We start from the raw sequence: 23,321 nt of genomic DNA, 5'->3' as shown, positions 1-23,321 counted from the left end.
GCAATTCATGTCCCGACGCATCATCCCTGTTGCCGATTTCAGTGCGGTGCCGGTCATCTCCGGCCCTGCGCAAGCGCCCAGCGGTGTACTGCACGACACGCTGGCGCGCCCGCTGCGTGACCTGCGCATCTCGGTGACGGATCGCTGCAATTTCCGCTGCGTCTACTGTATGCCGCGCGCGGTGTTCGACAAGGACTATGCCTTTTTGCCGCATAGCGCGCTGTTGAGCTTCGAGGAAATCGAGCGCCTGACGCGGCTCTTCGTCGCACATGGCGTTGAGAAAATCCGGCTGACAGGCGGCGAGCCGCTGCTGCGCAAGAATCTGGAATTCCTGATCGAGCGGCTCGCGCAACTGACCACGCCAGAGGGTCGCCCGCTCGATCTGACGCTGACCACCAACGGCTCGCTACTGGAACGCAAGGCGCGCAGCCTGAAAGATGCCGGCTTGACCCGTGTCACGGTCAGCCTCGACGCACTGGACGACAACCTGTTTCGCCGCATGAACGACGCCGACTTCGCAGTCGGCGACGTGCTGGACGGCATCGCCGCAGCCCAGACAGTCGGGCTTGCGCCGATCAAGATCAACATGGTCGTCAAGCGCGGCACCAACGACAGCGAAATCGTGCCGATGGCGCGCCACTTCAAAGGCTCCGGCGCGGTGCTGCGCTTTATCGAATACATGGACGTCGGCACGTCAAATGGCTGGAACATGGCTGAAGTGCTGCCGTCCGCCGACGTCGTGACGCGTGTCGCCGAGTATTTCCCACTCGTGCCGCTCGAAGCGCATAGCGCCGGCGAGACCGCACAGCGCTGGGGTTACGTGGACGGTGGCGGCGAGATCGGCGTGATTTCGAGTGTCACGCGCGCGTTTTGCGGCAGTTGCACGCGAGCGCGGCTGTCGACTGAGGGCAAGCTGTATCTGTGCCTGTTCGCGTCGTCGGGCCATGATCTGCGCGCACTGTTGCGCGGCGGCGCGAGCGATGCGGCTATCGCCACCGCCGTCGCCGAAATCTGGCAAGGCCGCACCGACCGCTATTCGGAATTGCGCGGCAGTAATACAGCAGAGGCGCACGCGCAGGATGGCCGCCGTGTCGAAATGTCGTACATCGGCGGCTAAGCGGCCGGACGCATGAGTCCAGCGCGCGAACACATCACCGGTCTGGTCCTCGCGGGCGGACGCGGCATGCGTATGGGCGGCGTCGACAAGGGGCTGCAACTGCTGCACGGCGAGCCGCTCGCTTCTCATGTGCTGAAACGAATCGCGCCGCAGACTGGCGCCCTGCTCATCAGCGCCAATCGCCACGCCGACGCCTACACCGCACTCGGTGCAGCGTTCGGCGCCAAGGTCGTTGCCGATACCCTGCCCGGCTTTCCGGGACCCCTGGCAGGCCTGCTCGCCGGGTTGCGCGCGGCCAACACTCCGTATGTTCTGAGCGCACCGTGCGACACGCCGGGGTTGCCCGCCGACCTCGCCGCCCGCCTCGCGCACGCCCTCGACACCAACCAGGCCGACCTGGCCACCGTCACCACCGCGGATGCCGAGGGCAACGTCTCGCTCCATCCGGTGTTCGCGTTGTTGCGCACGAGTCTGGCCGACGACCTGTCGGCCTTTCTGGAAGCCGGTGAACGGAAGGTTCGCGCGTGGTACGCGCGCCACAAGACGGTGGAAGTCGCCTTTACCGACGAGCGCGCGTTTTACAATATCAATTCGTTACAAGAACTCGCCGACCTCGAACGTTGTTGAGGCCCCGGTTGAAATCCTGCTCCGGCCGTATGGCAAATACCGGTCCCGCCTCCGGTCGCGACGTCTAGCTCTTCATGACTACGCTTAACGAATTTTCCCGCTGCGTCGCGCAGTACGATCCCCACGCGCTACCCGTTTCGGCCGCCCAGGCGATCGTCCGCGAGTGGGCCACGCCGGTCACGGCAATCGAACGCGTGCCGCTGCGCGACGCACTCGACCGCGTGCTGGCCGCCGACATCGTGTCGCCGATCAACGTCCCCGCGCACGACAACTCGGCAATGGACGGCTACGCGTTCAACCGCGCGGCGCTGGCAACCGGTGCGTCCACGGTCGACCTGACCATCGTTGGCAAGGCCTTGGCGGGCCATCCGTTCGCGGGCCGCGTCGAGGCGGCGCAATGCGTGCACGTGATGACAGGCGCCTGCATGCCGGCCGATTGCGATACCGTCGTGCCGCAGGAGCTCGTCGAGCGCGGCAGCGGCACCGCGACCATCCGTTTCGCTGCGAACGCCCTGTCAGCCGGCGCCAACCGGCGCCTCGCAGGTGAAGACCTTGCTCGCGGTCATGCGGCGCTGCGAGCCGGCCGTATCATGCGCGCATCGGATCTCGGCTTGCTGGCGTCGCTCGGTATCGGCGAGCTCAGCGTGCGGCGGCGTTTGCGTGTCGCCTTCTTCTCGACCGGCGACGAATTGCGCTCGCTCGGCGAGCCGCTCGACCCGGGCTCGGTGTACGACAGCAATCGCTACACGCTGTATGCGATGCTCCGGCGCCTGAACGTGGACACGCTCGATCTGGGCGTGGTGCGCGACCAGCCTGCCGCGCTCGAAGCCGCGTTACGCAGCGCCGCTGCCAGCGCGGACGTGGTGCTGACCTCCGGCGGCGTCTCGGTCGGCGAAGCGGATTTCACCAAGCAGTTGCTGCAGACATTCGGCGATGTCGCCTTCTGGAGTCTGGCGATGCGTCCGGGCCGGCCGCTCGCTTTCGGCCGCGTCTGGTCCGGCGCGCATCCGGGTCTCGGGCTGCCTGCGCTATTCTTCGGCTTACCGGGCAATCCGGTCGCGGTCATGGTGACGTTCTATCAAATCGTGCGCGAGGCGCTGCTGCGGATGTCCGGCGCGACGCCGCAAGCGCTGCCGCTCATTCATGCTGCGAGCCGCCGGGCAATCCGTAAACGCGCGGGCCGCACTGAATACCAGCGCGGCGTGGCCGAACAGGGCGCGAACGGTCAATGGCACGTCACGCCGACCGGCTCGCAAAGCTCCGGCGTGCTGAGCTCGATGAGCGAAGCGAATTGTTTCATCGTACTTGGGCACGACGAAGCGGATATTGCCGAGGGTGAACGCGTCGATATCATGCTGTTCGATGGTCTTATCTAACGCCTGATTTGCCTCGCATTAGCCACATTACCCACCACTACTACGACATACGGGTTTGACATACATGAAAAAACAGATCTCGTTCATTGCACCGGGACAGACGGCCAAAGCACTCATCCTCGTGTACCTGACGTTCTCGGTGCCGATCGTGCTGCTCGGCGTGCTGGTCGCGTTCGTGCGCTACGGCAAGGTTGAACTGAGCACGGTGTTCAGCGCGCTGCTGCTGAACGCGATCCTCGGTTTCATCCTGTTGTGGATTGCGTGCCACGCGTACAACTGGGTCGCATCGCGCTTCGGTGGCATTGAAATCCAGCTGACCGACGCGCCGGAAGAAGCGTAATGACCGCGACGATTCGCAGCGCGACGCCAGCGGACGCCGGCGCGATCTTCGCGCTGACGTACGAGCTGGCAGAATTCGAAAGCCTCACGCACGTATTTGTCGCGACCGAAGACGGTCTGCGCGATGCGCTATTCGGCGTGCGGCCATCGATCGAAGCGCTGGTTGCGGAAGACGAAGGACGCATCGTCGGCTATGCGCTGTTCTTCCACAATTACTCGAGTTTCGTCGGCAAGCGTGGCCTGTATCTCGAGGACCTCTACGTGCAACCGAGCCAACGCGGCAGCGGCCTCGGCACTGCGCTGCTCGCCCGGCTGGCAGCGCTGGCAGTCGAGCGGCAGTGCGGACGCTTTGAATGGACCGTGCTCGACTGGAACCAGCAGGCCATCAGCTTCTACGAGAAGATGGGTGCGATGGTCATGCCGGATTGGCGCGTCGTACGGCTGGCGGGCGATGCGCTCGAACAATTGGCCGCCACCTCTGCGGCAGGCACCGGCACTGCCTCGAACTAAGTCACTGAACCAAGCCACTCTACTGCTCGTCGGGATCCACGCCTGACAGCGCATCGCCGAGCACCCCGCTCGCCTCTTCACCCGGCAACGCCTCGACGTCGCGCAGCTTGCGGTTCATCGCACGGGTACGCGTTTCCGCGGCTTCAATCGAACGGGTGACGGTTTCCAGCTGCGCCTTGGTCTTTGCCAGCACGTCGCCGAATTTGCCGAACTCCGTCTTGACCGCGCCGAGCACCTGCCACACCTCGCTCGAACGCTTCTCGATCGCGAGCGTGCGGAAGCCCATCTGCAAGCTGTTGAGCAACGCGGTCAGCGTGGTCGGACCGGCAATCGTCACGCGATAGTCGCGTTGCAGCAGGTCGGTCAGGCCCGGCCGCCGCAGGATTTCCGCGTATAGGCCTTCGGTTGGCAGGAACAGCAGCGCGAAATCGGTGGTGTGCGGCGGCGACACATACTTCTCCGCAATCGTGCGCGCCTCGGCGCGAATCCGTGCTTCGAGCGCGCGCGACGCATCCTCCACCGCGACCGGATCGGCGCGTTCCTGCGCTTCGATCAAGCGCTCGTAGTCTTCGCGTGGGAACTTGGCGTCGATCGGCAACCAGACCGGCGTGGCCGCGCCGCCCGTCTCAGCGCGGCCCGGCAACTTGATCGCGAATTCGACGCGATCGGCGCTCTTCGGCACGGTCGCGACATTCTTCGCGTATTGATCCGCGGTGAGCAGTTGTTCGAGCAACGCTTCGAGCTGCACCTCGCCCCATGTGCCGCGCGTCTTGACGTTGGTCAGCACCTTCTTCAGATCGCCGACGCCGGCAGCCAGCGTCTGCATTTCACCCAGGCCGCGATGCACCTGCTCCAACCGGTCGGACACCTGCTTGAACGATTCGCCGAGGCGCTGCTCCAGCGTTGCGTGCAACTTTTCGTCGACGGTGCGGCGCATTTCTTCGAGCTTGGTCGAATTGTTCGCCTCGATGTCTTTCAGCCGCTGCTCGATGGTGGCGCGCACTTCGGCGAAGCGGCGATCGTTTGCCTCCGTGAGCTGACCCAATTGCAAGGTCAGTGTCTCGCCGAACTGCTTGAGCGTTCGGCCTTGTTCGTCGCGCGCCTGTTGCGCCTGCTGTTGCAGGCTGTGACGCACCGCGTCGAGCTGCTGCGCGAAGCCGTCGATCTTGCTGCCTTGCACCGTCGTCATACTGCTGAACTGCGACGCCAGCGTTTGTTGAAACTGCGCGAAGCCGCTGCCCAACTCGGTACGCGACACGCGCGCCGTCTCGGTGATGTCATTGCGCAGTTGCCGTTCGAGCCGCTCGTAAGCGTGCGACTGCGTTGCTGCCGCGGCGTCGATGCGCTCGCCGAGCACCTCGAACTGCTCATTTTCATCAGCGCGGCTATTGCCGCGCATCAGCAACGCCAACGCGATGACCAATGCGACCGCCAGCACTGCCACGGCCGCCGCCAGAATCATTGTCATGAACGCGCCTTGCCGATCACCTCGGGGTTGATCGGATTCGGCGGACGTCCGGCGCGCGGGCCCTCACCCAGCGCCGCGATCAGGTTGTCGGCGGCGAGGTTCGCCATGGCGCGGCGCGTCGCTTCGGTCGCGCTGGCAATGTGCGGCGTCAGCACGACATTCGGCACGGTCAGCAAAGCGGGATTCAGATTCGGCTCGCCTTCATAGACATCCAGACCAGCCGCAGCAATCTGCCTGGTGCGTAGCGCCTCGACCAGCGCCGCGTCGTCGACAATGCCGCCGCGCGCGATGTTGGTGAGCGTTGCAGTCGGCTTCATCTGCGCGAGTTCGGCCGCGCCGATGGTGTGATGGTTTTCCTTCGTATAGGGCAATACGAGCACCACGTGATCGGCGCGCCGCAGCAGGTCTTGCTTGGACACGTATTCCGCGCTCAACTCCGCTTCGATCTCCGGCGCGACACGCGAACGGTTGTGGTAGATCACCTGCATGTTGAAGCCTTTCGCGCGACGGGCCAGCGCCTGGCCGATCCGGCCCATACCGACCACGCCGAGCGTCGAGCCGTACAGATCCGTGCCGAGAAAGCCGTCGTACGCCCACTTCTGCCATTTGCCCGCGCGCAACCAGTGTTCCGATTCGGCGATGCGGCGCGCCGCCGCCATCATCAGCGCCCAGCCGAAATCGGCGGTCGATTCGTTCAGCACGTCCGGCGTGTTGGTGCCGAGCACGTTGGCCGCGTTGAACGCCGCCATGTCGAAGTTGTTGTAGCCCACCGCCATGTTCGACACCGCCCGCAGACGCGGCGCCGCAGCGAGTTCTGCCGGGCCGACCGGATCGCCTGCAGTCAGCGCGCCGTCTTTATCCGCGAGACGGCGCGTCAACTCGTCGGCGGACAACACGTCGCCCTGGTTCCAGTCGACGTCGAAATACTGTTTGAGCCGTTCGATCACATCGGGAAAGATCGGACGGGCGACAAGGATCTTCTGCATTGCAATTCTCCGAATAGCGCGTCGAGTTCAATTGCCTCGGCGTCAAAAACAACGTCAGAAAAACAGCCAGCCGGTGACGAGAAAGAGCGGCATCAGCACCGCGCCGGACCAGCCAAGATACGCAAAAAAACTCGGCATGCGAACGCCGCGCGATTCCGCAATCGCTTTCACCATGAAGTTCGGCGCGTTGCCGATATAGCTGTTCGCACCCATGAACACCGCGCCGGCCGAAATCGCCGCGAGCGTCGTGGCGCCGGTGGTCATCAACGTCTGCGCGTCGCCGCCGGCCAGGTTGAAGAACACCAGGTAGGTCGGCGCATTGTCGAGAAACGACGATAGCAGGCCGGTCGCCCAGAAGTACATCGCGTCGTGTGGCTGGCCGGCGGAATCGTTGAGCAGATGGACGATGCCCGCGAACGCGCCCGCCTCGCCGGCACGCAAAATCGTGATGACCGGCGCGATCGTCACGAAGATGCCGGCGAACAGTTTGGCGACCTCTTTGATCGGCGCCCAATTGAAGTCATTGCCCGCGCGCGCCGCACGCGGTGTCAACGCCAGCGAGAGCAAGGTGATGCCGATCAGCGCGGCGTCGCGCACGGCATTCTGCAAGGCGACGTGCGTGCCGAACACGTCGAACTCGACGCCCGGCTTCCAGAGCCCGCTCATCAGCACCAACGCGATCACCGCGGCGAGAAGCAGGAAATTGACCTTGCCGTCTATGCCGAGAGGCGGCGAATCAGGCGTCGGGTCGAGAAAGCGTGAACGCTCTTCCTCGACCCGATGAAAATAGTACGAGTCGAGCGCATAGAACGCCACGAGCAGCACGGCGCAAACGAACAGCATTGGCAACGCCAGATGCGTGGTGGTCCAGAAGAAGCTGACGCCCTGCAGGAAGCCGAGAAAGAGCGGCGGGTCGCCGAGCGGCGATAGCGAGCCGCCCGCGTTCGCCACCAGAAAGATGAAGAACACCACCACGTGCACGACGTGCTTGCGGTTGTCGTTGGCGCGCAGCAATGGGCGGATCAGCAGCATCGCCGCGCCGGTCGTGCCCATGATGCTGGCGAGCACGGTGCCGAGCGCGAGAATCGCCGTGTTCAAACGCGGCGTGCCATGCAGATTGCCGCGCACGCAGATACCGCCCGCCACCGTGTAGAGCGCGGCCAGCAGCACGATGAACGGCACGTATTCTTCGAGAAGCGCGTGCACCAGCGTGCCAAATGCGACGCCCGCGCCGAACGTCAGCGCAAACGGCACCAGAAACACCAGCGCCCACGCCGCCGCGATCTTGCCGAAATGGTGATGCCAGAAGGCCGGCACGATCAGCGGAAACACCGCGATCGACAGCAGCACGCCGGCAAACGGCAAACCCCACAGCGCCGACAACGTCGCGCCGTCGAGCGTAGCCGCCGACGCCAGTTGAGGCCACCCCGCCAGCGCCAGTGCAGCGGCGAGCACCATGCTCGCCCACACGGCATGTCGTTTCATATCAGCAAGTCCTTGTTATTGATGGCGGCCGCGCGCGCAACGACAGTGAAGCGTGAGACGCCGACGCTCGCGCCGCTCAGGCGCCACGTACGACGATCACATGCACCCGATAAGGTCCATGCGCACCGAGCACGATGGTCTGTTCGATATCGCCGGTGCGCGACGGCCCCGAGACGAAATTGACCGCACGCGGCAGTTCGCCGCGCTCGCTGCGAATCAGGTTGAACGCCTCTTCATGTCCTGAGACGATCCGCGAAGCCGGCACGATCGCAATGTGCGTTTCGGGCAGCAAACCTGCCGAAGCATAGGTTTGCGGCCCGGACAACAGGACCAGCGTGCCGGTCTCGGCGGTTGCACAGAAGCAGCCGGTGAGGCCGACCACGTCGCCGTCTTTCGGCTTGCGAAATTCGACGGTGAGACCGGCTTCGGTCCATAGCAGGTCTTGCAGCGTTTGCCATGCAATCGCCTGCGTGGGCAATGCGTGTTGCGTGAGGTAGCGATGCGCGGCGGCGGGCACCTCGCTCAGTGTTTCGACCGTATCGACGGTGGTCGCCATCTTCTGCGCTTCTTCGATGAAGCGCTCGGTCAGATCGGCCGGCATCTCCGGACGCGGGCCTTGCGGATGCCGCGCGAGATAATCGGCGGCCGCCTCGCGCTCGGACGCAGACGGTTCAGGCTCACGCCCTTGCGCCGCGCGGATACGCGCCAGGATGTTGCGGCGGGCAATCGATGTGTCCATATGCGAGATCCTCGTGTCGACAGCCGTGCGATGTGACGAGGATTATACCGGCCGCCCTGCGCGCGAACACCCTGGCCGAGCGGCCAATCCCAGCGTATCGCATGCGTTAGTCACGCTGTTAGCCGTGTTACTTCGCGGCCTCTTCGTCAGGCTGCGCAATGCCGAACACCTGACGCAAATACGCGAGATACGCCTTGTCGTCGCACATGTTCTTGCCCGGCGAATCCGACAGCTTGGCCACCGGCTGACCATTGCAACGGACCATCTTGATGACGATCTGCAAAGGGTTATAGCCAAGGTCGTTGGTAAGATTGGTTCCTACGCCGAATGCCAGCTTGCAGCGGCCACGAAAACGCTCGTACAGTTGCAACACCTTAGGAATGTCGAGCGCGTCGGAGAACACGAGGATCTTGGTGCGCGGGTCGCACCGGTTCGCCTCGTAGTGCTTGAGCAGGCGCTCGCCCCAGTCGAACGGATCGCCGGAATCGTGGCGCGCGCCGTCGAACAGCTTGCAGAAGTACATGTCGAAGTCGCGCAGAAAGGCCTGCATACCGTACACGTCCGAGAGCGCAATCCCCAGGTCGCCGCGATACTCCTTCGCCCACATTTCGAAGCCGAAGGTCTGCGAATCGCGCAGCCGCGGTCCAAGTGCCTGGCACGCCTGCAGGTATTCATGCGCCATCGTGCCGAGCGGCGTGAGGCCGTGCTTCATCGCATAGAAGACGTTGCTGGTACCGGCGAATTGCTCGCCCAAACCGTCTTTCAGCGTGAGGATCACTTCTTCGTGCCACTGCTTGGAGAAGCGGCGGCGCGTGCCGTAGTCGGCGATCTTGCAGTCGGCGAATTCCGGGCGCGCGCCCAGCAGCTTGATCTTTTCGACGAGACGGCCACGCCCTTCGCTGTAGTCTGGCTTTTGCTGCGTGTTGCGGAAATAGACCTCGTTGACGATCGCGAGCATCGGGATCTCGAACAGGATCGTGTGCAGCCACGGCCCCTTGATCTCGATGTCGATTTCACCATTACCCTTCGGCGACGGTTCGATCGAAATGTATTTCTCGTTCAGATGAAACAGCGCGAGAAACTCGATGAAGTCACCCTTGATGAAGCGCATGCGCCGCAGGTAATCGAGCTCGTCGTCGGTAAAGCGCAGTTCGCAGAGCTTGCTCACTTCATCGCGAATCTCGCCGATATACGGTACGAGGTCGACGTTCGGCGTGCGGCAGCGGAACCGATACTCCACGTTCGCCGCGGGAAAGTGATGCAACACCACTTGCATCATCGTGAACTTGTACAGATCGGTATCGAGCAACGAAGTAATAATCATGATGGTGCGAACTGGACTGCAGAAAAAACGGAAGGCCTGACTCAACCCCACGCCCGTGCGGCGCACCCCGTGCGCACCGACCTGACGCATGTTACCCGAATGCGCCCGGATTCAGCGCGCCGGCGGGCCGTTGCGCCGGACGCCATAAACTAATCACGAAAACATATAAACGCCATTGCTCGATGCCGTATGCGCCTCTTGACGTTACGTTACAATATCGCTTTTGGCGTTTCCGCCTTCCCTGATTCCGCATGCAGGAGCTGCTTGAATGACTCACGTTGTGACCGAAAGCTGCATCAAGTGCCGCTATACCGACTGCGTCGATGTGTGCCCGGTGGACTGCTTTCGCGAAGGTCCCAACTTCCTCGCGATTGACCCCGACGAATGCATCGACTGCGCTGTGTGCGTTGCCGAATGCCCGGTGAACGCCATTTATGCCGAAGAAGACGTGCCGGGCGACCAGCAGAATTTCATCGAGCTGAATGCCGATCTGGCGAAGAACTGGCCGAGCATCACCAAGACCAAGGCGCCACTGCCGGAAGCCGACGAATTCAAGGACGTGAAGGAAAAGCTCGCCCTGCTCGCACGCTGAGCGGCGCGGCCCGTCCCCCCGCCGTTGCATTCGAATCAAATCGAGATGAACGCAGGGTATTGACAGGCGCTTTGTCACCTCCTACAATTTCGCTTCTCTGCTGTTGTTGTTCTGTTCCTCGATAGCTCAGTCGGTAGAGCGCCGGACTGTTAATCCGTAGGTCCCTGGTTCGAGCCCAGGTCGAGGAGCCAAGAATTGCAAAAGCCCGTTAACCAAGACGGGCTTTTTTATGTAGATCAAGTTGTACTGCTGTTCCTCGATAGCTCAGTCGGTAGAGCGCCGGACTGTTAATCCGTAGGTCCCTGGTTCGAGCCCAGGTCGAGGAGCCAAAATTTCGAAGGCCCGCATCCGTGCGGGCCTTTTTATTTTGGTTCGCCGGATCGAATGTCCCGGGAGGACGGTTACTCGCTTAAGTCTTGATGCAAGGGCGGCGAACGGCCTATATCGTTCGCCCCCGCCCTCTGACCGGCACGCCGTTATACGATGGCGTTTCTCCGTGCGCGTCTCGTGTCTAGCCCGCGCACCTAACTCTCGCGTTCATTCCTGGCAATCCGATGAAATCCACCTTGTTGCGTGTCTCGCTTGCGGCCACCGCCTGCGCCCTGTTATTGCCGCTCGCACACAGCGAAGAAGTCGGCAGCGTCAATACCAACTTTCGCGTGACGGGCTCAGATCGCGTGGTCGTCGAAGCCTATGACGACCCGGTCGTGACCGGCGTGACCTGCTATGTGTCGCGGGCGCGCACCGGCGGCATCAAGGGCACGCTTGGCATCGCCGAAGATCCGACCGAAGCGTCGATCGCCTGCCGGCAGGTCGGCACGATTCGCTTTACCGGACCCGTGAAGCAGCAATCCGATGTGTTCTCCGTGAGCATGTCGCTGATTTTCAAGTCGCTGCACGTGGTGCGCGTGGTCGACGCGAAGCGCAATACGCTTGTCTATCTGACCTACAGCGATCGTATCGCTACCGGCAGCGCGAAAAACAGCGTGACCGCCGTGCCGATGCCGGCCGGCACCACGATTCCGCTGAAGTGATCGCCGCTCTACGGCAAAGCGCACCGGGCGGACGCATTGGCAAACGCACCGGCAGCGGCCACAGCGCGCTAAACTGACTGGTCCCGTTGGACTTCGATCATGACCGCCCATCGCTTCCAGGATTCCGCACGCTACTGGCGCACGCCGCTTTTGCCCGGCGCGGACCTGCTCACGGCCGAATATCACGATCACGAGTTCACGCCGCATTGGCACGACGCATACACGATTCCGGTGATCGTCGCGGGTGCCGAGGGCTATCGATATCGCGGCGCGGATTATGTCGCCGAAGCGGGCAGCGTGCCGATCATCAATCCTGGCGAGTTGCACACCGGTTCGAAGGCGGTCGAGGCGGGCTGGCGATATCGCGTGATGTACGCGCCGGTCGAGTTCATTCACGCGCTCGCCAATGAAGTTGCCGGCCGGCCGCAAGCCTTGCCGTGGTTTGCGCCGGGCGTGATCCGCGATCCCGATCTGGCGCAGCGGCTGGCGCGCGCACATCGTTTGCTGGAGGCCGGCGACGATCCGCTTGCCGCCGAAGCCGCGATGCTCGACGCTTTGTCCACGCTGCTGGTCCGCTACTCGCAAACGCAGCCGGAACCGTCGCGCGTCGCTACGGACGACGCCCGCGTGGCGACCATGAAAGAGTGCTTGACCGGCGACCTTGCGGTACCGGTCACACTCGCCGAAGTCGCGCAGGCGGCGGGACTCTCGCCATTTCACGCGGCGCGCCTTTTTGCGCAGACTACCGGCCTGCCGCCGCATGCGTGGCGCAACCAGGTGCGCTTGCAACGTGCGCTGGCGCCGTTGCGCGCCGGCGTTTCCGTCACGGATGTCGCCGCGGCCAGCGGCTTCACGGACCAGAGCCATTTCACGCGGCATTTCCGGCGCATGTTCGGCGTGCCGCCCGGACGCTGGCAGGGAACTTGAGGCAACACCGGCTGGCGCGGCGAAATGCCTGTCACAGCTGGTTTGCCATGCCGTCGACCCGCGTAGCCACCGTTAGCTTTGGACGCGCTTCTGGCTCCCCTACCGTGCGTCTTCGCTTCTGACTGCCTTACCGCAAGAACGTACAAGCCCGGATCGGAACCGCTCGCTATGCTTCCCGAATCAAGGAGGCAAGATTGACCCATCCCAACCCAGGCCAGCCCTCGAGCGCAGGCCACTTAAAAGAATTCTCCGCCGGCGCGCGCGACATCATCCCGATGATGGTCGGCGCGGCGCCGTTCGGCGTGATCTTCGGCACACTGGTCGCATCCGGCCCGCTACATCTATGGCATGGCCAGTTGATGTCGCTGGTCGTGTTTGCCGGCTCCGCCCAGTTCATCGCGCTCGGCCTGATCGCCGGCCACGCCAGCTTTGCGGTGATCTGGGCGACCACCCTGGTCGTCAATTTGCGTCATGTACTGTACAGCGCGACGCTCGCGCCGCACGTCGCGCATCTGCCGGTACGCTGGCGCTGGGCGCTCGGCGCGCTGCTCACCGACGAAGTCTTTGCGGTCGCGTGGGAGCACTACCGGCATCGCACGCCGGGCACGGTCGGCCCGCACTATTTCTTTGGCGCGGGTCTGGCCATGTATCTGAACTGGCAGCTCTGGACCGTCGCCGGCCTGCTGTTCGGCGCGGCCTTTCCGGGCTTGCAATCGCTCGGGCTCGATTTCGCGATGGTCGCCACTTTCATCGCAATCGTCGTGCCGCAACTCGTCGCGCTGCGCTATATCGCGGCGGCCGTTACTGCCGGCACGCTGGCCTTCTTCTGGCAAGCGTGGCCGTACAAGCTCGGCTTGCTCGGCGCGGTGTTCGCGGGCGTGGCAATCGGTGTCTTGCTGTCGGCGCCGCGACTTGTGCGAGGCACGCGGGGTAATCGCGAAAATCCGCGCGAAACCTCGCGGGAAGTCCCGCGGAAAATCTCGCAAGGAGCCTCGCAGGAAACCGCGGAGGCGTCGCAATGAACTACGTCGTTCTGATCCTCGGTATGGCGGTCATCACGTGGGTGATCCGCGCCGCCGTCTTCGTGCTCGGCGACCGGCTGGTGTTTCCGCCGCTCCTGCGCACCGCGCTCGGTTTCGTGCCGGTCACCGTGCTGACGGCGATCATCGTGCCGATGGCCGTCTCGCCGCACGCCAACGGCGCCGAGTTGACCTGGCGCAATCCGCAACTGGTCGGGGCGCTGGCCGCCATCATCGTCAGCGCGCTGACGCGGCGGCCGCTTCTGACCATCGCAGTCGGCCTGACGGTCTTTTTTGTCTGGCAGTGCGTCGTGCTTAAATAAGCGCACAGGGCGTCGAAGGCGGCATAGGCGCCAGCGCCCCGCGCGCGGTAGCGACGCATCCCTCTAAAGCCGCCGCCGATCGTCCCCGCACCCTTAAGTTTTCCCTGAATCCGCCGTTATAAAGTCGAGGTCCGCTCGTCGGGATGCGTCCCGCTGGTTACGCGGCAACAGGCAGGAATCAACCGCGCCGGCATTGGCGTCGCGTCTCACGGGGTCCGTGTGCGAACGGACGGCATGACGATGCAGCGCGGCAGGACCAAACGGGATAACACATGGGTCAAATCACCCTCACACTCAAAGACGAGACCATTGCGACGCTGCGCAAGGACTTCGACGCTTTTCTGCGGGTGTCGCTAAAGCTCGATCCGCAGTTCGCGACGCCGTCGTTTGAGGACTTTTTGCGCGCCAAGCTGCTCGACAATATGGTGCCGCTGACCGAACACGCGGTGCAGCGGATGTTGCAGGGTGGACAGTACGCGTGGGCAAAACGCACGCTCGACAAGGAATTCCCGGACGTCGTCGCGATCCTGATGCGGCAGGCGGGCGAGTTCGGCTTCGGCTTTGCGGCACGTTCGGAATGGACGCCGGAAGAGCTGGCAAAGCAGTGCCGCGACTGGGCGGCCGCGATCGTCAAGGAAGCGGAAGGCGACGCCGTGCTGATCGATCCGCTGGCGGCGCAGATCAAGAGCGCCGCGCAGGACATTCAGGCGCTCGAGGAAATCATGCAGACGCCGGCCTGGCGGCTGGTGGAATCGCTGCGGCAGCGCGTGTACGAAGCCAAGGTGGCGTGCGAAACGAGCGTGGGCAGCACTGCGCGCGAAAAGCTCGGCGAACTGCGCGGGCTGCTGCGCCTGGGCATTTCACACGGCTCGTTCCAGAAGCAGGAAGCGCAGCAGATCATGGAGTATCTGCGTTTGCTGAAGCCGGAAATCTTCGTCGAAGAGCCGTACGACGTGTTCTCGCGCCTCGCCGCATGGCTGCGCAATTTCTTCGTGCCGCCGCATCCGGCGCCGCAACAGCAGCAGCAAAGGCAGTCGCGCTAACGGCCGCCAGGGTGGCCGGAGTGGCTTTAGCAGCCGGGAGGCCGCACAACGTGCGGCTTCGAACGCCGCCGAACCGCGTCAGTCCCACATCTTCCTGAGTTTCGCCCCAATCTCGATCTTCGCCTGCGCAGCCGCGGCCAGCCCCGCCGCTGTCGGCGCGCTCGGCACCGGCACACGCGGCCATGCGTAGGCGTCGAACAGCGGCATCAAATGCGCCGGAATAAAGCGTGTACGCGATGCCCACACATGACGGTCACCCATATGCGTCTGGTTGTGCACGTAAAAACGCTGCGGCACGACGATATGCAGGTCTTCCTTCGCGCGCGTCATCGCCACGTATAACAGGCGACGCTCCTCGTCGATTTCCTCTTCGCTGCCGGTGCCGAGATCGGACGGAATGCAACCGTCGACGCCGTTCAGCACGAACACGTTGCGCCACTCCTGCCCCTTCGCCGAATGGATTGTCGACAGGATCAGGTAGTCCTCGTCGATCAGCGGCACGCCGGATTCGTCGCTGGTGGCATCGGGCGGATCGAGCGTCAATTCGGTCAGAAAGCGTTCGCGCGACGGGTACGTGCCCGCGATGCTTTCCATCTGCAACACGTCCGCGTGACGGATCGCCGCGTCCTCGTGGTTGCGCTCGAGATGCGGCTCGTACCAGCGCCGCACCATGTCGAACTCGGCCGGCCAGGGTGTCTGCCGACCGTACACGCTCGACATGAGCTTCACGAACGAATGCCAGTCTTCCTGCGCGCGAGCGGGCGGCGCGAACGCAGCCAGCGCACCGCCGGCGGTATCCACCGGATTGCCGGCGCCGGCGCGCGCGACAACCTCGTCGAGCACCTTCGCCGCAGTGGCCGGCCCGACGCCCGGCAGCAATTGCACGACGCGAAAACCAGCGACGCGGTCGCGCGGATTCTCCGCCCAGCGCAGCACCGCCAGCACATCCTTGACGTGCACCGAATCGAGAAACTTCAGGCCGCCGAATTTCACGAACGGAATATTACGCCGGGTCAGTTCGATTTCGAGCGCGGCGCTGTGATGCGCGGCACGAAACAGCACCGCCTGCGTCTTGAGCTTCATGCCCTGCTCGCGCGCTTCGAGCACCTGTTCGACGATGTAGCGGGCCTGATCCGCTTCGTCGGCGACCGTCACCAGACGCGGGCGCTGAGCCGAGGCCTTGTCGGTCCAAAGATTCTTCGTGTAGCGCTCGCTGGCGAGTTCGATCACCGCGTTCGACGCCGCCAGAATCGGCCCGGTCGAACGGTAATTGCGCTCGAGCGTGACCTGTTTGGCGGGCGGATTGAAGTGCGCGGGGAAATCGAGAATGTTGCGTACCGTCGCGCCGCGAAACGAATAGATCGACTGGGCGTCGTCGCCGACCACCGTCAGCCCGCGGCCATCGGGCTTCAAGGCGAGCAGGATCGACGCCTGCAAGCGGTTGGTGTCCTGATACTCGTCGACCAGCACGTGATCGAAGCGCGCCGACAGATCCGCCGCGATCGACGGCTCGGCGGCCATATGCGACCAGTAGAGCAGCAAATCGTCGTAGTCGAGCACGCTCTGCTTCTGCTTGGCATCGACGTAGGCGGCGAACAGCATGCGCAGATCGGCTTCCCACTCCCGGCACCAGGCAAACGCGTGGTTGAGCACGTCGCTGAGCGACGCGCCGGTGTTCACGACGCGCGAGTAGATCGCGAAGCACGTGCCCTTCGCCGGGAAGCGCCGCTCTTTCGCCGACAAGCCGAGTTCGTGGCGCACGAGATTCATCAGGTCGGCTGAATCCTCGCGGTCGTTGATCGTGAAGGCCGGCGCGAGGCCGATCAGATCCGCGTACTCGCGCAACAGCCGCGCGCCGACGCTGTGAAAGGTGCCGGACCACGTCAGCCCCTGCGCCAGCGCGGCGCGCGTGCCAAGCGCCGCACCGGCGATGCGCGTAACGCGGCGGGTCATTTCGAGCGCGGCGCGGCGTGAGAACGTCAGCAGGAGGATGCGGCGCGGATCGGCGCCCTTGACCACCAGATTGGCGACCCGGTGCGCCAGCGTATTGGTCTTGCCCGAGCCCGCGCCCGCTATCACCAGCAACGCGCCCGGCGGCTCGTTGGGCGTGCCGGCGCCGTACTCGACTGCTTCGCGTTGCGCGTCGTTGAGCTTGGCCAGCCAGGCGGCGGCATCGAACGGCGGCGGGGATTCGGCGACGGTGGGCACAGTGGATTGGGCGCAGGTGTGGTGGCGTGAAACCAGTTAAAGAACAGGCGACGCATACTGTATATCCATACAACCCAGGCCGGCAAGCGACCCTTTTTTTGCGGCTACTCCTCGGCCGCGGCGCCGCGCTAGAACGCAAGGGACGGCGCAAAAAAATGGCCCGGGCGCGGGCGCGCACCGGACCATTTTTTGCAGCGAGGGTACAAGACGCTCGCCCCCTTCGACTGATGCCTATCGCTTCTGCGGCGCAAGCGTCTTCTTGAGGCGCGGCGCCAGACCGTCAGAGCCTCAGCACAGCGTGCCTGGCGCTTCGTTAGTGCTTCACATCTGCGCCGTTATCCTGATCGGCTGCCTGGCCTTGCATGTTCATCTTCATTTCGTTGTTGGCGGCCTGCTTGTCCGCCTTCTGGTTGATCTTGGCATTACGCACCTGTTGGTTGTATTGCGACCTGGCAGCCTTTTGCTGTTCCTTCAGCTCGGCCTTCGACGACTTCTTCTGCGCCCGGTATTCGGCATTAGCCTGCGCATCGGCGTCGCGCTTCTGAACCAGCGGATCGGTCGAACCCGGCGCCGTCACACGGGTGGGCGCCGGCGTTGCCGGCTGCACGCCCTGCGCGGCAGGCGCTGCGGGCGCGAGATCGGCGCCTTGGGTCTGGACCTGTGCCTGGCCGGACATGCCGGCGGCCGGTTGCGCGGCGGTTTGCGCGACAGCGGCGGTCGCGGCAAAGGCAGTGAGGGCGGTACCGATCAGGAGCGTACGAATCTGGGTCATGATTATTCCTCTCTAAGGTTGTCAGGACACGGGCGTCGTGTCTGGCGTGACGCGTCGATGCATGCCTCGCCCGGTCTGCTGGCCACTGGAAAAATGCGGGAAAAATCCAGCAGGTTTTTCTACAGACCTGCCCTTTCAGAGTGAAGTTCGTGAAAAACACCCAGTGTTACGGAACGTTTCATTTTCTGACAGGTGCATAACATCTGCTTGCAATTGCCTGCGCGCGACTGGATGTGCGCATGGACTTCGATCCAGGGCAAGCTTCTGGCTTATGATGCGAACCCTTTGCCTGAAGGCGCAAACGCCATGCCCAACCTCGATTTCACACTGACCGGCGACTACGTCGAACTGCACAGTCTCCTGAAGATAACGGGCCTTGCGGACAGCGGCGGCTCGGCAAAAATGATGGTCGCGGATGGCGCGGTGACCGTCGACGGCCGGGTCGAAACGCGTAAAACCTGCAAAATTCGCGCGGGTCAGGTGGTGCTGCTCGGCGATACGCGGATCGCGGTGCACGAAGCTTGATGCGTGGGGAGCGCGGCACCCCGAGAATCCGGAGTCCGCGTGCGCACCAAAATCGTGCCTGCTCCATCGACATTGCCGCGCTCAGGCAATAAGCTGTGGGTTTCGACAGACAAACAGTTAGCTGACAGCGACCCTGCGCGCCCGGTGACCATCCCGTGTGGCGCCGCGGTCATCGCCCCGGTCGCGCTCACCGTCGGTCCGTCGCCACTTCCGCCGTTAAGCGCTCAATGAATCAATCCGGCTTCTCCCGGGTGGCCGCCCGGCCGCCGACCCTGACCCGTCACGCCGCCGACACCGCCCGTCTCGCCGCACCGCTCGCCATCGCACAGCTCTCGCAAATGGCGATGGGCGTGACCGACACGATCCTGCTCGGCTCGCTCGGTCCCGACGCGCTCGCCGCCGGCGGCCTCGGCGCCAACCTCTTCTTTGTCGTGGTCACACTGCTGCAAGGCGTGCTGACCTCGGTCAGCGTGAGCGTGTCGCACGCGCGCGGCGCGCAGGACGAGGGCCGCGTACCGCATATCTACTGGACCGGCTTCGTACTGTCGGTGCTGTTGTCGGTGCCGGCGTTCTTCCTGCTGTCGTTCGCCAAGCCGATCCTGCTGGCGTTCGGCGAGCCCGCGCTGCTCGCGCACAACGTCGGCGAATACGCGGCGGTCCTGCGCTGGGGCTCGCTCGGCAGTCTGATCGGCGTCGGCTTGATGCGCTCGTTCCTGCCTGCGATCGGCGCGGCCAGGCGGCTGCTGGGGGTGTCGCTCGCGAGCGTATTCGTGAACGGCTTTCTCAACTACGGGCTGATCCACGGCGCCTATGGCCTGCCGCGCCTCGGCTTTCTTGGCTCGGCGGCGGCCACCACGATCACGGTCTGGCTGAGCGCGCTGGTGTTGATGGCGCTGCTGCATCTGCGGCCACGCTATAAACATTTCGTCGTCGCGACGCGGCCGAACGTGCCGTTGATGGGCGAACTATTCGGCATCGGCTGGCCGGTGGCGATCACCTACGGTGTCGAATCGACGTTGTTCCTCGCAACCGGCTTGATGGTCGGGTTGCTCGGCGAATCGCAACTGGCCGCGCATCAGATCGCGTTGAACGTTGCCTCCGTGGCCTTCATGGTGCCGCTCGCGATCGGCCAGGCGGCCAATGTGCGGGTCGGTTTCTGGTCCGGCGCCGGCCAGCCGCTCGCCGCGCGGCATGCGGGTTTTGTCGCGCTGGCGCTCGGCGTCGGCTTCATGACGCTGTCGGGCATCGTGCTGATCGCAGCGCCGCACTGGATCGTCGGCCTGTATCTGCATCTCGACGACCCGGCCAACGCCGCGACGGTCGCACTTGCCAGTTCGCTGCTCGGCGTGGCTGCGATCTTCCAGATCGTCGACGGCATGCAGACGGTCGGCTCCGGCTGCCTGCGCGGCTTGAAGGACACGCGCGTGCCGATGATCGCCGCGTCGTTCGGTTATTGGGTGATCGGCTTTCCGACCGGCTACACGCTGGCGTTTCACTTCGGCCTCGGCGCACGCGGCCTGTGGTGGGGACTCGCGGCGGGCCTCGCCAGTGTCGCGCTATTGATGACGCTGCGCTTTCACAAGCTGAGCTTGCGGCGCGTGCCGGCCACGCCTGCCGCGCCGCCCGCCCAGTCTGCGTGAGCTAACAGAACCAGGGAGCCACCCGTCGTGCTTGCCCGCGTTATCCGTTTATTTCCGCTCTGGGAGGTTGAACGCTGAATGCGGGTGATGGGGGAAGGTTTTTTTGCCCTCCCGGCGGGTTGTGTCTGTGTGCCTGCGGTGTTGGCCTTTCCTTGATTTGTTAGTGGTCTATTAGCTTCGCCCCTGTGCGGGGCAGGCACTTACTTTCTTTGCCCACCAAGTGGACTTCCTTCGGGGCGCCGCCGCAAAGAAAGTAAGCAAAGAAAGCGGCTTCACACCGCTAACCCTTAAGCGGGTCCCCTGGCTTGGAGGAGGCAGTGGAGCATCTGGAATCGGTGTTCTCGCACATTCGGCGCTGGTGACAAGGCAGTCATTCTTCCGGCGGCGCTGCGCGCGCCGACGCGGTACTTCATCAAACCGCTCGCCAATTTCGCGTCAACGTTTTGCGCGGCGCGGTGGCTCGCCCTTGCGTCCCCCCATGCCTCGCCGAGGCGCTCGCGTTTTGTCTGGCGCGGTGACCCACCGTTGCAACGCCAATCCTCACTGTCGCACCGGCTCCTCGCTCCGTCAGATGGCCCACACTCGCACATTCGCGTACTTCGCCGAGGCGAAGCCGATGGCCCCCACCGCCCGCAAACGAAGTCACTGGTTTCCCTTGCAGACAGTTCCCGCGAGCACGCAGTGCGAGGCGGGAAGGATGATGCCGAAGGCGCACACGCCCCATCGGTGTTGGGAAGTACCGCTACGGCGCGCGCAGCGCCGCCGGAAGTATGACTGCCTTGTCACTCACGCAAAATGTGCGAGAACACTGATTCCAGATGCTCCACTACCTCCTCCAAGCCGAGGGACCCGCTTAAGAATTAGCGGTGTGAAGCCGCTTTCTTTGCTTACTTTCTTTGCGGCGGCAAAGAAAGTAAGTGCCTGCCCCGCACAGGGGCGACGCTAATAGACGACTAAGAAATCAAGGAAAGGCCAACGCCGCAGGCACACAAACAAATAGAGCGCCGCGAAGGCAAACAAGGAAGCCCCCATCGTGCCGCAGCATCAAAACCAAAACCAAACAACGCAGCACCACAGCGGGTTTTTACGGGAATGCGCCAACGGGACTATTCTCCTTATTGCCTGTCAACGCACAACTTTGAGAAGCGGAGTTGAACCATGACTGAAGACGTACGATTGGAGCGCGACACGTTCGGCGAAATCGCCGTACCAAACGCTCGGCTTTGGGGCGCACAAACGCAGCGCTCGTTGCAGAATTTCCGCATTTCGACCGAGAAGCAATCCCCCGAACTGATCACCGCTCTGGCCGTGATCAAGCGCGCCGCCGCCGAAGTGAACCTGGACCTCGGCGTGCTCGACGAGAGCAAAGCAAAGGCGATCATGCAGGCCGCCGACGAAATCATCGACGGCAAGCATCCGGACGAATTCCCGCTCGCGGTCTGGCAAACCGGCTCCGGCACGCAGACCAACATGAACCTCAACGAGGTGATCGCGAATCGCGCGAGTGAGCTGCTCGGCGGCGAGCGCGGCGAAGCGCGCAAAGTGCATCCGAACGACGACGTGAATCGCGGCCAGTCGTCGAACGACGTGTTTCCAACCGCCATGCACGTGGCCGCCGCCTATGGAATCGTCAAACATCTGCTGCCCGCGCTTAAAGTCCTGCGCGACACGCTCGACGGTAAAGCGAACGCGTTCGCCGACATCGTCAAGATCGGCCGCACCCACTTGCAGGACGCGACGCCGCTCACGCTCGGCCAGGAGTTTTCAGGGTATGTCGCGCAACTCGATCAGGGCATCCGTCATGTCGAATCGGCATTGCCGCATCTGTACGAACTCGCGCAGGGCGGCACGGCGGTCGGCACCGGTTTGAACGCGCATCCGCAGTTCGCGGACAAGGTCGCCGCAGCGATCGCCAGGCTGACCGGCGTGCCGTTCATATCGGCGGCGAACAAATTCGAAGTGATGGCCGCAGCCGACGCGCTGGTGTTCGCGCACGGCGCGTTGAAAACGGTGGCCACGAGCCTGAACAAGATCGCCAACGATATCCGCTGGCTCTCGAGCGGCCCGCGTTGCGGCCTCGGCGAGCTGTCGATTCCGGAGAACGAACCGGGCAGCTCGATCATGCCTGGCAAGGTCAATCCGACCCAGTCCGAAGCATTGACGATGCTATGCGCGCAAGTGTTCGGCAACGACGTCGCGGTGAATATCGGCGGCGCGAGCGGCAACTTCGAGTTGAACGTATTCAGGCCGATGATCGCGCACAACGTGCTGCAATCGATCCGTTTGCTTGCCGACGGCGCACACAGTTTCAACGACAACTGCGCGGTGGGGATCGAGCCGAATCGCGAGCGTATCGATACTTTGCTTAACGAATCGCTGATGCTGGTGACGGCGCTCAATCCGCACATCGGCTACGACAAAGCCGCGAAGATTGCAAAGAAAGCGCACAAGGAAGGCACGACGCTGAAGGCGGCGGCGCTTGCGCTCGGCTTCGTCACCGAGCAGCAGTTCGACGAATGGGTGCGGCCGAAAGATATGGTCGGGCACCCGGCGGCCTGATCGAGTCGAATGCCGCTGTGAGCTTGCTGGCGGGCTGCGCGAACAGACTCATCGCGCGGCCTGCCCGTGACGCCTGTAATGCCTGTGATATCCGAAGCGACGCTTAAACCTTCCCCTGTGCCACTTCTTCCGGCTTGAGTTCGACGATCGCGTCGAGCGCTTCCTTCACGTCCATCGCGTACTTCGCCAGACGCTTCTGTTCATCTGTCTCCGGCACGAACGCGGGCACCGGCACGGGGTGGCCGTTTTCGTTGACGGCGACCATGACGACGAGGCAATCCGTGGTTTGCAGCAGCTCGCCGCCCTTCGGATCGCCCGCTTGCACGGACACGTGGATATGCATGCTGGTGCGGCCCGTCGCGACAACCCGGGCGCGCAGTTCGACCAGATTGCCGACCAGAATCGGTCGGCGAAACCGGATGTTGCCGACGCTGACCGTCACGCAATAGCGCCCCGACCACACCGCCGAGCACGCATACGCAGTCTCGTCGATCCACTTCATCAAGGCGCCGCCGTGCACCTTGCCGCCGAAGTTAACCGAGCTGGGCTCGGCGAGAAAGCGGAAGGTGGTTTCGGAACGGTCCAACGGCGCTAAGGCAGGGGTGCTCATCTTGACTCCGGTCAATCGGATGCATTGAAAGGAGCCGATTATACGAGCGCAATATTGACTTCGTCGCGAGATGGGCGGACTTGCTGCGCGTGGGTGGC

Annotated in this window: 22 protein-coding genes and 2 tRNA genes; 16 read left to right on the top strand and 8 right to left on the bottom strand. The window is 63.6% G+C overall.

From position 1 onward, the window contains the following. Positions 1–7: 7 nt before the first annotated feature. The 5 genes from moaA (at position 8) to WN982_RS05270 (ending at position 3,969) form a co-directional block, all read left to right on the top strand. Positions 8–1,117, top strand: coding sequence for a GTP 3',8-cyclase MoaA (gene moaA / locus WN982_RS05290; RefSeq protein ID WP_341314716.1), 1,110 nt, complete (start codon positions 8–10; stop codon positions 1,115–1,117). 12 nt (positions 1,118–1,129) lie between these two features. Next, the gene (gene mobA / locus WN982_RS05285) at positions 1,130–1,744 is read left to right on the top strand and encodes a molybdenum cofactor guanylyltransferase MobA (protein ID WP_341314715.1); all 615 of its coding nucleotides are present in this window, start codon (positions 1,130–1,132) and stop codon (positions 1,742–1,744) included. Positions 1,745–1,818: 74 nt separating this feature from the next. Further along, complete coding sequence (gene glp, locus WN982_RS05280; protein ID WP_341314714.1) at positions 1,819–3,120, top strand: gephyrin-like molybdotransferase Glp; 1,302 nt, start codon at positions 1,819–1,821, stop codon at positions 3,118–3,120. A 64-nt stretch (positions 3,121–3,184) separates the two neighbouring features. Next, complete coding sequence (locus WN982_RS05275) at positions 3,185–3,460, top strand: hypothetical protein (protein WP_341314713.1); 276 nt, start codon at positions 3,185–3,187, stop codon at positions 3,458–3,460. After that, complete coding sequence (locus WN982_RS05270; RefSeq protein ID WP_341314712.1) at positions 3,460–3,969, top strand: GNAT family N-acetyltransferase; 510 nt, start codon at positions 3,460–3,462, stop codon at positions 3,967–3,969. The genes WN982_RS05275 and WN982_RS05270 overlap by 1 nt, the downstream gene beginning before the upstream one ends. A gap of 19 nt (positions 3,970–3,988) precedes the next feature. On the opposite strand, the gene rmuC is transcribed toward WN982_RS05270, so the two are convergent. The 5 genes from rmuC to pncB all read right to left on the bottom strand — a co-directional run bounded on the left by rmuC (position 3,989) and on the right by pncB (position 9,971). Further along, positions 3,989–5,437 (bottom strand): DNA recombination protein RmuC, encoded by a 1,449-nt coding sequence (gene rmuC / locus WN982_RS05265; RefSeq protein ID WP_341314711.1) that lies wholly within the window; start codon positions 5,435–5,437, stop codon positions 3,989–3,991. Then, entirely contained in the window at positions 5,434–6,423 is a 990-nt protein-coding gene (locus WN982_RS05260) for a D-glycerate dehydrogenase (RefSeq protein WP_341314710.1), read from the bottom strand. Before WN982_RS05260 ends, rmuC begins: the two co-directional genes overlap by 4 nt. Before the next feature lie 54 nt (positions 6,424–6,477). Then, positions 6,478–7,908, bottom strand: coding sequence for a sodium:proton antiporter (locus WN982_RS05255; protein WP_341314709.1), 1,431 nt, complete (start codon positions 7,906–7,908; stop codon positions 6,478–6,480). Between the two features lie 76 nt (positions 7,909–7,984). Continuing rightward, entirely contained in the window at positions 7,985–8,647 is a 663-nt protein-coding gene (locus tag WN982_RS05250) for a lactate utilization protein C (RefSeq protein WP_341314708.1), read from the bottom strand. A 127-nt stretch (positions 8,648–8,774) separates the two neighbouring features. Next, entirely contained in the window at positions 8,775–9,971 is a 1,197-nt protein-coding gene (gene pncB, locus WN982_RS05245) for a nicotinate phosphoribosyltransferase (protein ID WP_341314707.1), read from the bottom strand. A gap of 268 nt (positions 9,972–10,239) precedes the next feature. On the opposite strand from pncB, the gene fdxA reads away from it, so the two are divergent. From fdxA to WN982_RS05205, 8 genes are all read left to right on the top strand, one after another. After that, positions 10,240–10,563 (top strand): ferredoxin FdxA, encoded by a 324-nt coding sequence (fdxA, locus tag WN982_RS05240; protein ID WP_020069367.1) that lies wholly within the window; start codon positions 10,240–10,242, stop codon positions 10,561–10,563. Positions 10,564–10,678: 115 nt separating this feature from the next. Further along, positions 10,679–10,754: transfer RNA gene (locus WN982_RS05235), tRNA-Asn, on the top strand. Positions 10,755–10,816: 62 nt separating this feature from the next. Then, positions 10,817–10,892: transfer RNA gene (locus WN982_RS05230), tRNA-Asn, on the top strand. Between the two features lie 225 nt (positions 10,893–11,117). After that, positions 11,118–11,597: a CreA family protein gene (locus WN982_RS05225; protein ID WP_341314706.1), complete on the top strand. Its 480-nt coding sequence runs from the start codon at positions 11,118–11,120 to the stop codon at positions 11,595–11,597. Between the two features lie 99 nt (positions 11,598–11,696). Further along, on the top strand, positions 11,697–12,524 hold the full coding sequence (locus WN982_RS05220; RefSeq protein WP_341314705.1) for an AraC family transcriptional regulator: 828 nt from the start codon (positions 11,697–11,699) through the stop codon (positions 12,522–12,524). A 194-nt stretch (positions 12,525–12,718) separates the two neighbouring features. Further along, on the top strand, positions 12,719–13,546 hold the full coding sequence (locus tag WN982_RS05215) for an AzlC family ABC transporter permease (RefSeq protein WP_341314704.1): 828 nt from the start codon (positions 12,719–12,721) through the stop codon (positions 13,544–13,546). Next, on the top strand, positions 13,543–13,866 hold the full coding sequence (locus tag WN982_RS05210; RefSeq protein WP_341314703.1) for an AzlD domain-containing protein: 324 nt from the start codon (positions 13,543–13,545) through the stop codon (positions 13,864–13,866). Before WN982_RS05215 ends, WN982_RS05210 begins: the two co-directional genes overlap by 4 nt. Positions 13,867–14,138: 272 nt before the next feature. Then, positions 14,139–14,909: a DUF4088 family protein gene (locus WN982_RS05205; protein ID WP_341314702.1), complete on the top strand. Its 771-nt coding sequence runs from the start codon at positions 14,139–14,141 to the stop codon at positions 14,907–14,909. 78 nt (positions 14,910–14,987) lie between these two features. On the opposite strand, the gene WN982_RS05200 is transcribed toward WN982_RS05205, so the two are convergent. Continuing rightward, positions 14,988–17,117: an ATP-dependent helicase gene (locus WN982_RS05200; RefSeq protein WP_341314701.1), complete on the bottom strand. Its 2,130-nt coding sequence runs from the start codon at positions 17,115–17,117 to the stop codon at positions 14,988–14,990. Positions 17,118–17,430: 313 nt separating this feature from the next. Next, positions 17,431–17,889, bottom strand: coding sequence for a hypothetical protein (locus tag WN982_RS05195; RefSeq protein WP_341314700.1), 459 nt, complete (start codon positions 17,887–17,889; stop codon positions 17,431–17,433). 306 nt (positions 17,890–18,195) lie between these two features. Here WN982_RS05195 and WN982_RS05190 point away from each other — a divergent pair, with 306 nt between their 5' ends. The 3 genes from WN982_RS05190 (at position 18,196) to fumC (ending at position 22,613) form a co-directional block, all read left to right on the top strand. Continuing rightward, positions 18,196–18,414: an RNA-binding S4 domain-containing protein gene (locus WN982_RS05190; protein ID WP_200621409.1), complete on the top strand. Its 219-nt coding sequence runs from the start codon at positions 18,196–18,198 to the stop codon at positions 18,412–18,414. 227 nt (positions 18,415–18,641) lie between these two features. Further along, entirely contained in the window at positions 18,642–20,054 is a 1,413-nt protein-coding gene (locus WN982_RS05185; RefSeq protein WP_341314699.1) for an MATE family efflux transporter, read from the top strand. Positions 20,055–21,212: 1,158 nt separating this feature from the next. Continuing rightward, positions 21,213–22,613 (top strand): class II fumarate hydratase, encoded by a 1,401-nt coding sequence (gene fumC, locus WN982_RS05180; protein WP_341314698.1) that lies wholly within the window; start codon positions 21,213–21,215, stop codon positions 22,611–22,613. Between the two features lie 103 nt (positions 22,614–22,716). Here fumC and WN982_RS05175 read toward each other — a convergent pair whose 3' ends face one another. After that, positions 22,717–23,223 (bottom strand): acyl-CoA thioesterase, encoded by a 507-nt coding sequence (locus WN982_RS05175; protein ID WP_028199238.1) that lies wholly within the window; start codon positions 23,221–23,223, stop codon positions 22,717–22,719. Between the last annotated feature and the right edge of the window lie 98 nt (positions 23,224–23,321).

Source organism: Paraburkholderia sp. IMGN_8 (assembly GCF_038050405.1).
Classification (GTDB): domain Bacteria; phylum Pseudomonadota; class Gammaproteobacteria; order Burkholderiales; family Burkholderiaceae; genus Paraburkholderia.
The sequence above is the reverse complement of the archived record's forward strand: the minus strand, read 5'-3'. Positions and strand labels throughout refer to the sequence as shown.

What these genes read in the sequence shown, in the direction of transcription:
- moaA (WP_341314716.1), top strand. Translation starts at nt 8, where the DNA reads ATGTCCCGACGCATCATCCCTGTTGCCGATTTCAGTGCGGTGCCGGTC.
- mobA (WP_341314715.1), top strand. Translation starts at nt 1,130, where the DNA reads ATGAGTCCAGCGCGCGAACACATCACCGGTCTGGTCCTCGCGGGCGGA.
- glp (WP_341314714.1), top strand. Translation starts at nt 1,819, where the DNA reads ATGACTACGCTTAACGAATTTTCCCGCTGCGTCGCGCAGTACGATCCC.
- WN982_RS05275 (WP_341314713.1), top strand. Translation starts at nt 3,185, where the DNA reads ATGAAAAAACAGATCTCGTTCATTGCACCGGGACAGACGGCCAAAGCA.
- WN982_RS05270 (WP_341314712.1), top strand. Translation starts at nt 3,460, where the DNA reads ATGACCGCGACGATTCGCAGCGCGACGCCAGCGGACGCCGGCGCGATC.
- rmuC (WP_341314711.1), bottom strand. Translation starts at nt 5,437, where the DNA reads ATGACAATGATTCTGGCGGCGGCCGTGGCAGTGCTGGCGGTCGCATTG.
- WN982_RS05260 (WP_341314710.1), bottom strand. Translation starts at nt 6,423, where the DNA reads ATGCAGAAGATCCTTGTCGCCCGTCCGATCTTTCCCGATGTGATCGAA.
- WN982_RS05255 (WP_341314709.1), bottom strand. Translation starts at nt 7,908, where the DNA reads ATGAAACGACATGCCGTGTGGGCGAGCATGGTGCTCGCCGCTGCACTG.
- WN982_RS05250 (WP_341314708.1), bottom strand. Translation starts at nt 8,647, where the DNA reads ATGGACACATCGATTGCCCGCCGCAACATCCTGGCGCGTATCCGCGCG.
- pncB (WP_341314707.1), bottom strand. Translation starts at nt 9,971, where the DNA reads ATGATTATTACTTCGTTGCTCGATACCGATCTGTACAAGTTCACGATG.
- fdxA (WP_020069367.1), top strand. Translation starts at nt 10,240, where the DNA reads ATGACTCACGTTGTGACCGAAAGCTGCATCAAGTGCCGCTATACCGAC.
- WN982_RS05225 (WP_341314706.1), top strand. Translation starts at nt 11,118, where the DNA reads ATGAAATCCACCTTGTTGCGTGTCTCGCTTGCGGCCACCGCCTGCGCC.
- WN982_RS05220 (WP_341314705.1), top strand. Translation starts at nt 11,697, where the DNA reads ATGACCGCCCATCGCTTCCAGGATTCCGCACGCTACTGGCGCACGCCG.
- WN982_RS05210 (WP_341314703.1), top strand. Translation starts at nt 13,543, where the DNA reads ATGAACTACGTCGTTCTGATCCTCGGTATGGCGGTCATCACGTGGGTG.
- WN982_RS05205 (WP_341314702.1), top strand. Translation starts at nt 14,139, where the DNA reads ATGGGTCAAATCACCCTCACACTCAAAGACGAGACCATTGCGACGCTG.
- WN982_RS05195 (WP_341314700.1), bottom strand. Translation starts at nt 17,889, where the DNA reads ATGACCCAGATTCGTACGCTCCTGATCGGTACCGCCCTCACTGCCTTT.
- WN982_RS05190 (WP_200621409.1), top strand. Translation starts at nt 18,196, where the DNA reads ATGCCCAACCTCGATTTCACACTGACCGGCGACTACGTCGAACTGCAC.
- WN982_RS05185 (WP_341314699.1), top strand. Translation starts at nt 18,642, where the DNA reads ATGAATCAATCCGGCTTCTCCCGGGTGGCCGCCCGGCCGCCGACCCTG.
- fumC (WP_341314698.1), top strand. Translation starts at nt 21,213, where the DNA reads ATGACTGAAGACGTACGATTGGAGCGCGACACGTTCGGCGAAATCGCC.
- WN982_RS05175 (WP_028199238.1), bottom strand. Translation starts at nt 23,223, where the DNA reads ATGAGCACCCCTGCCTTAGCGCCGTTGGACCGTTCCGAAACCACCTTC.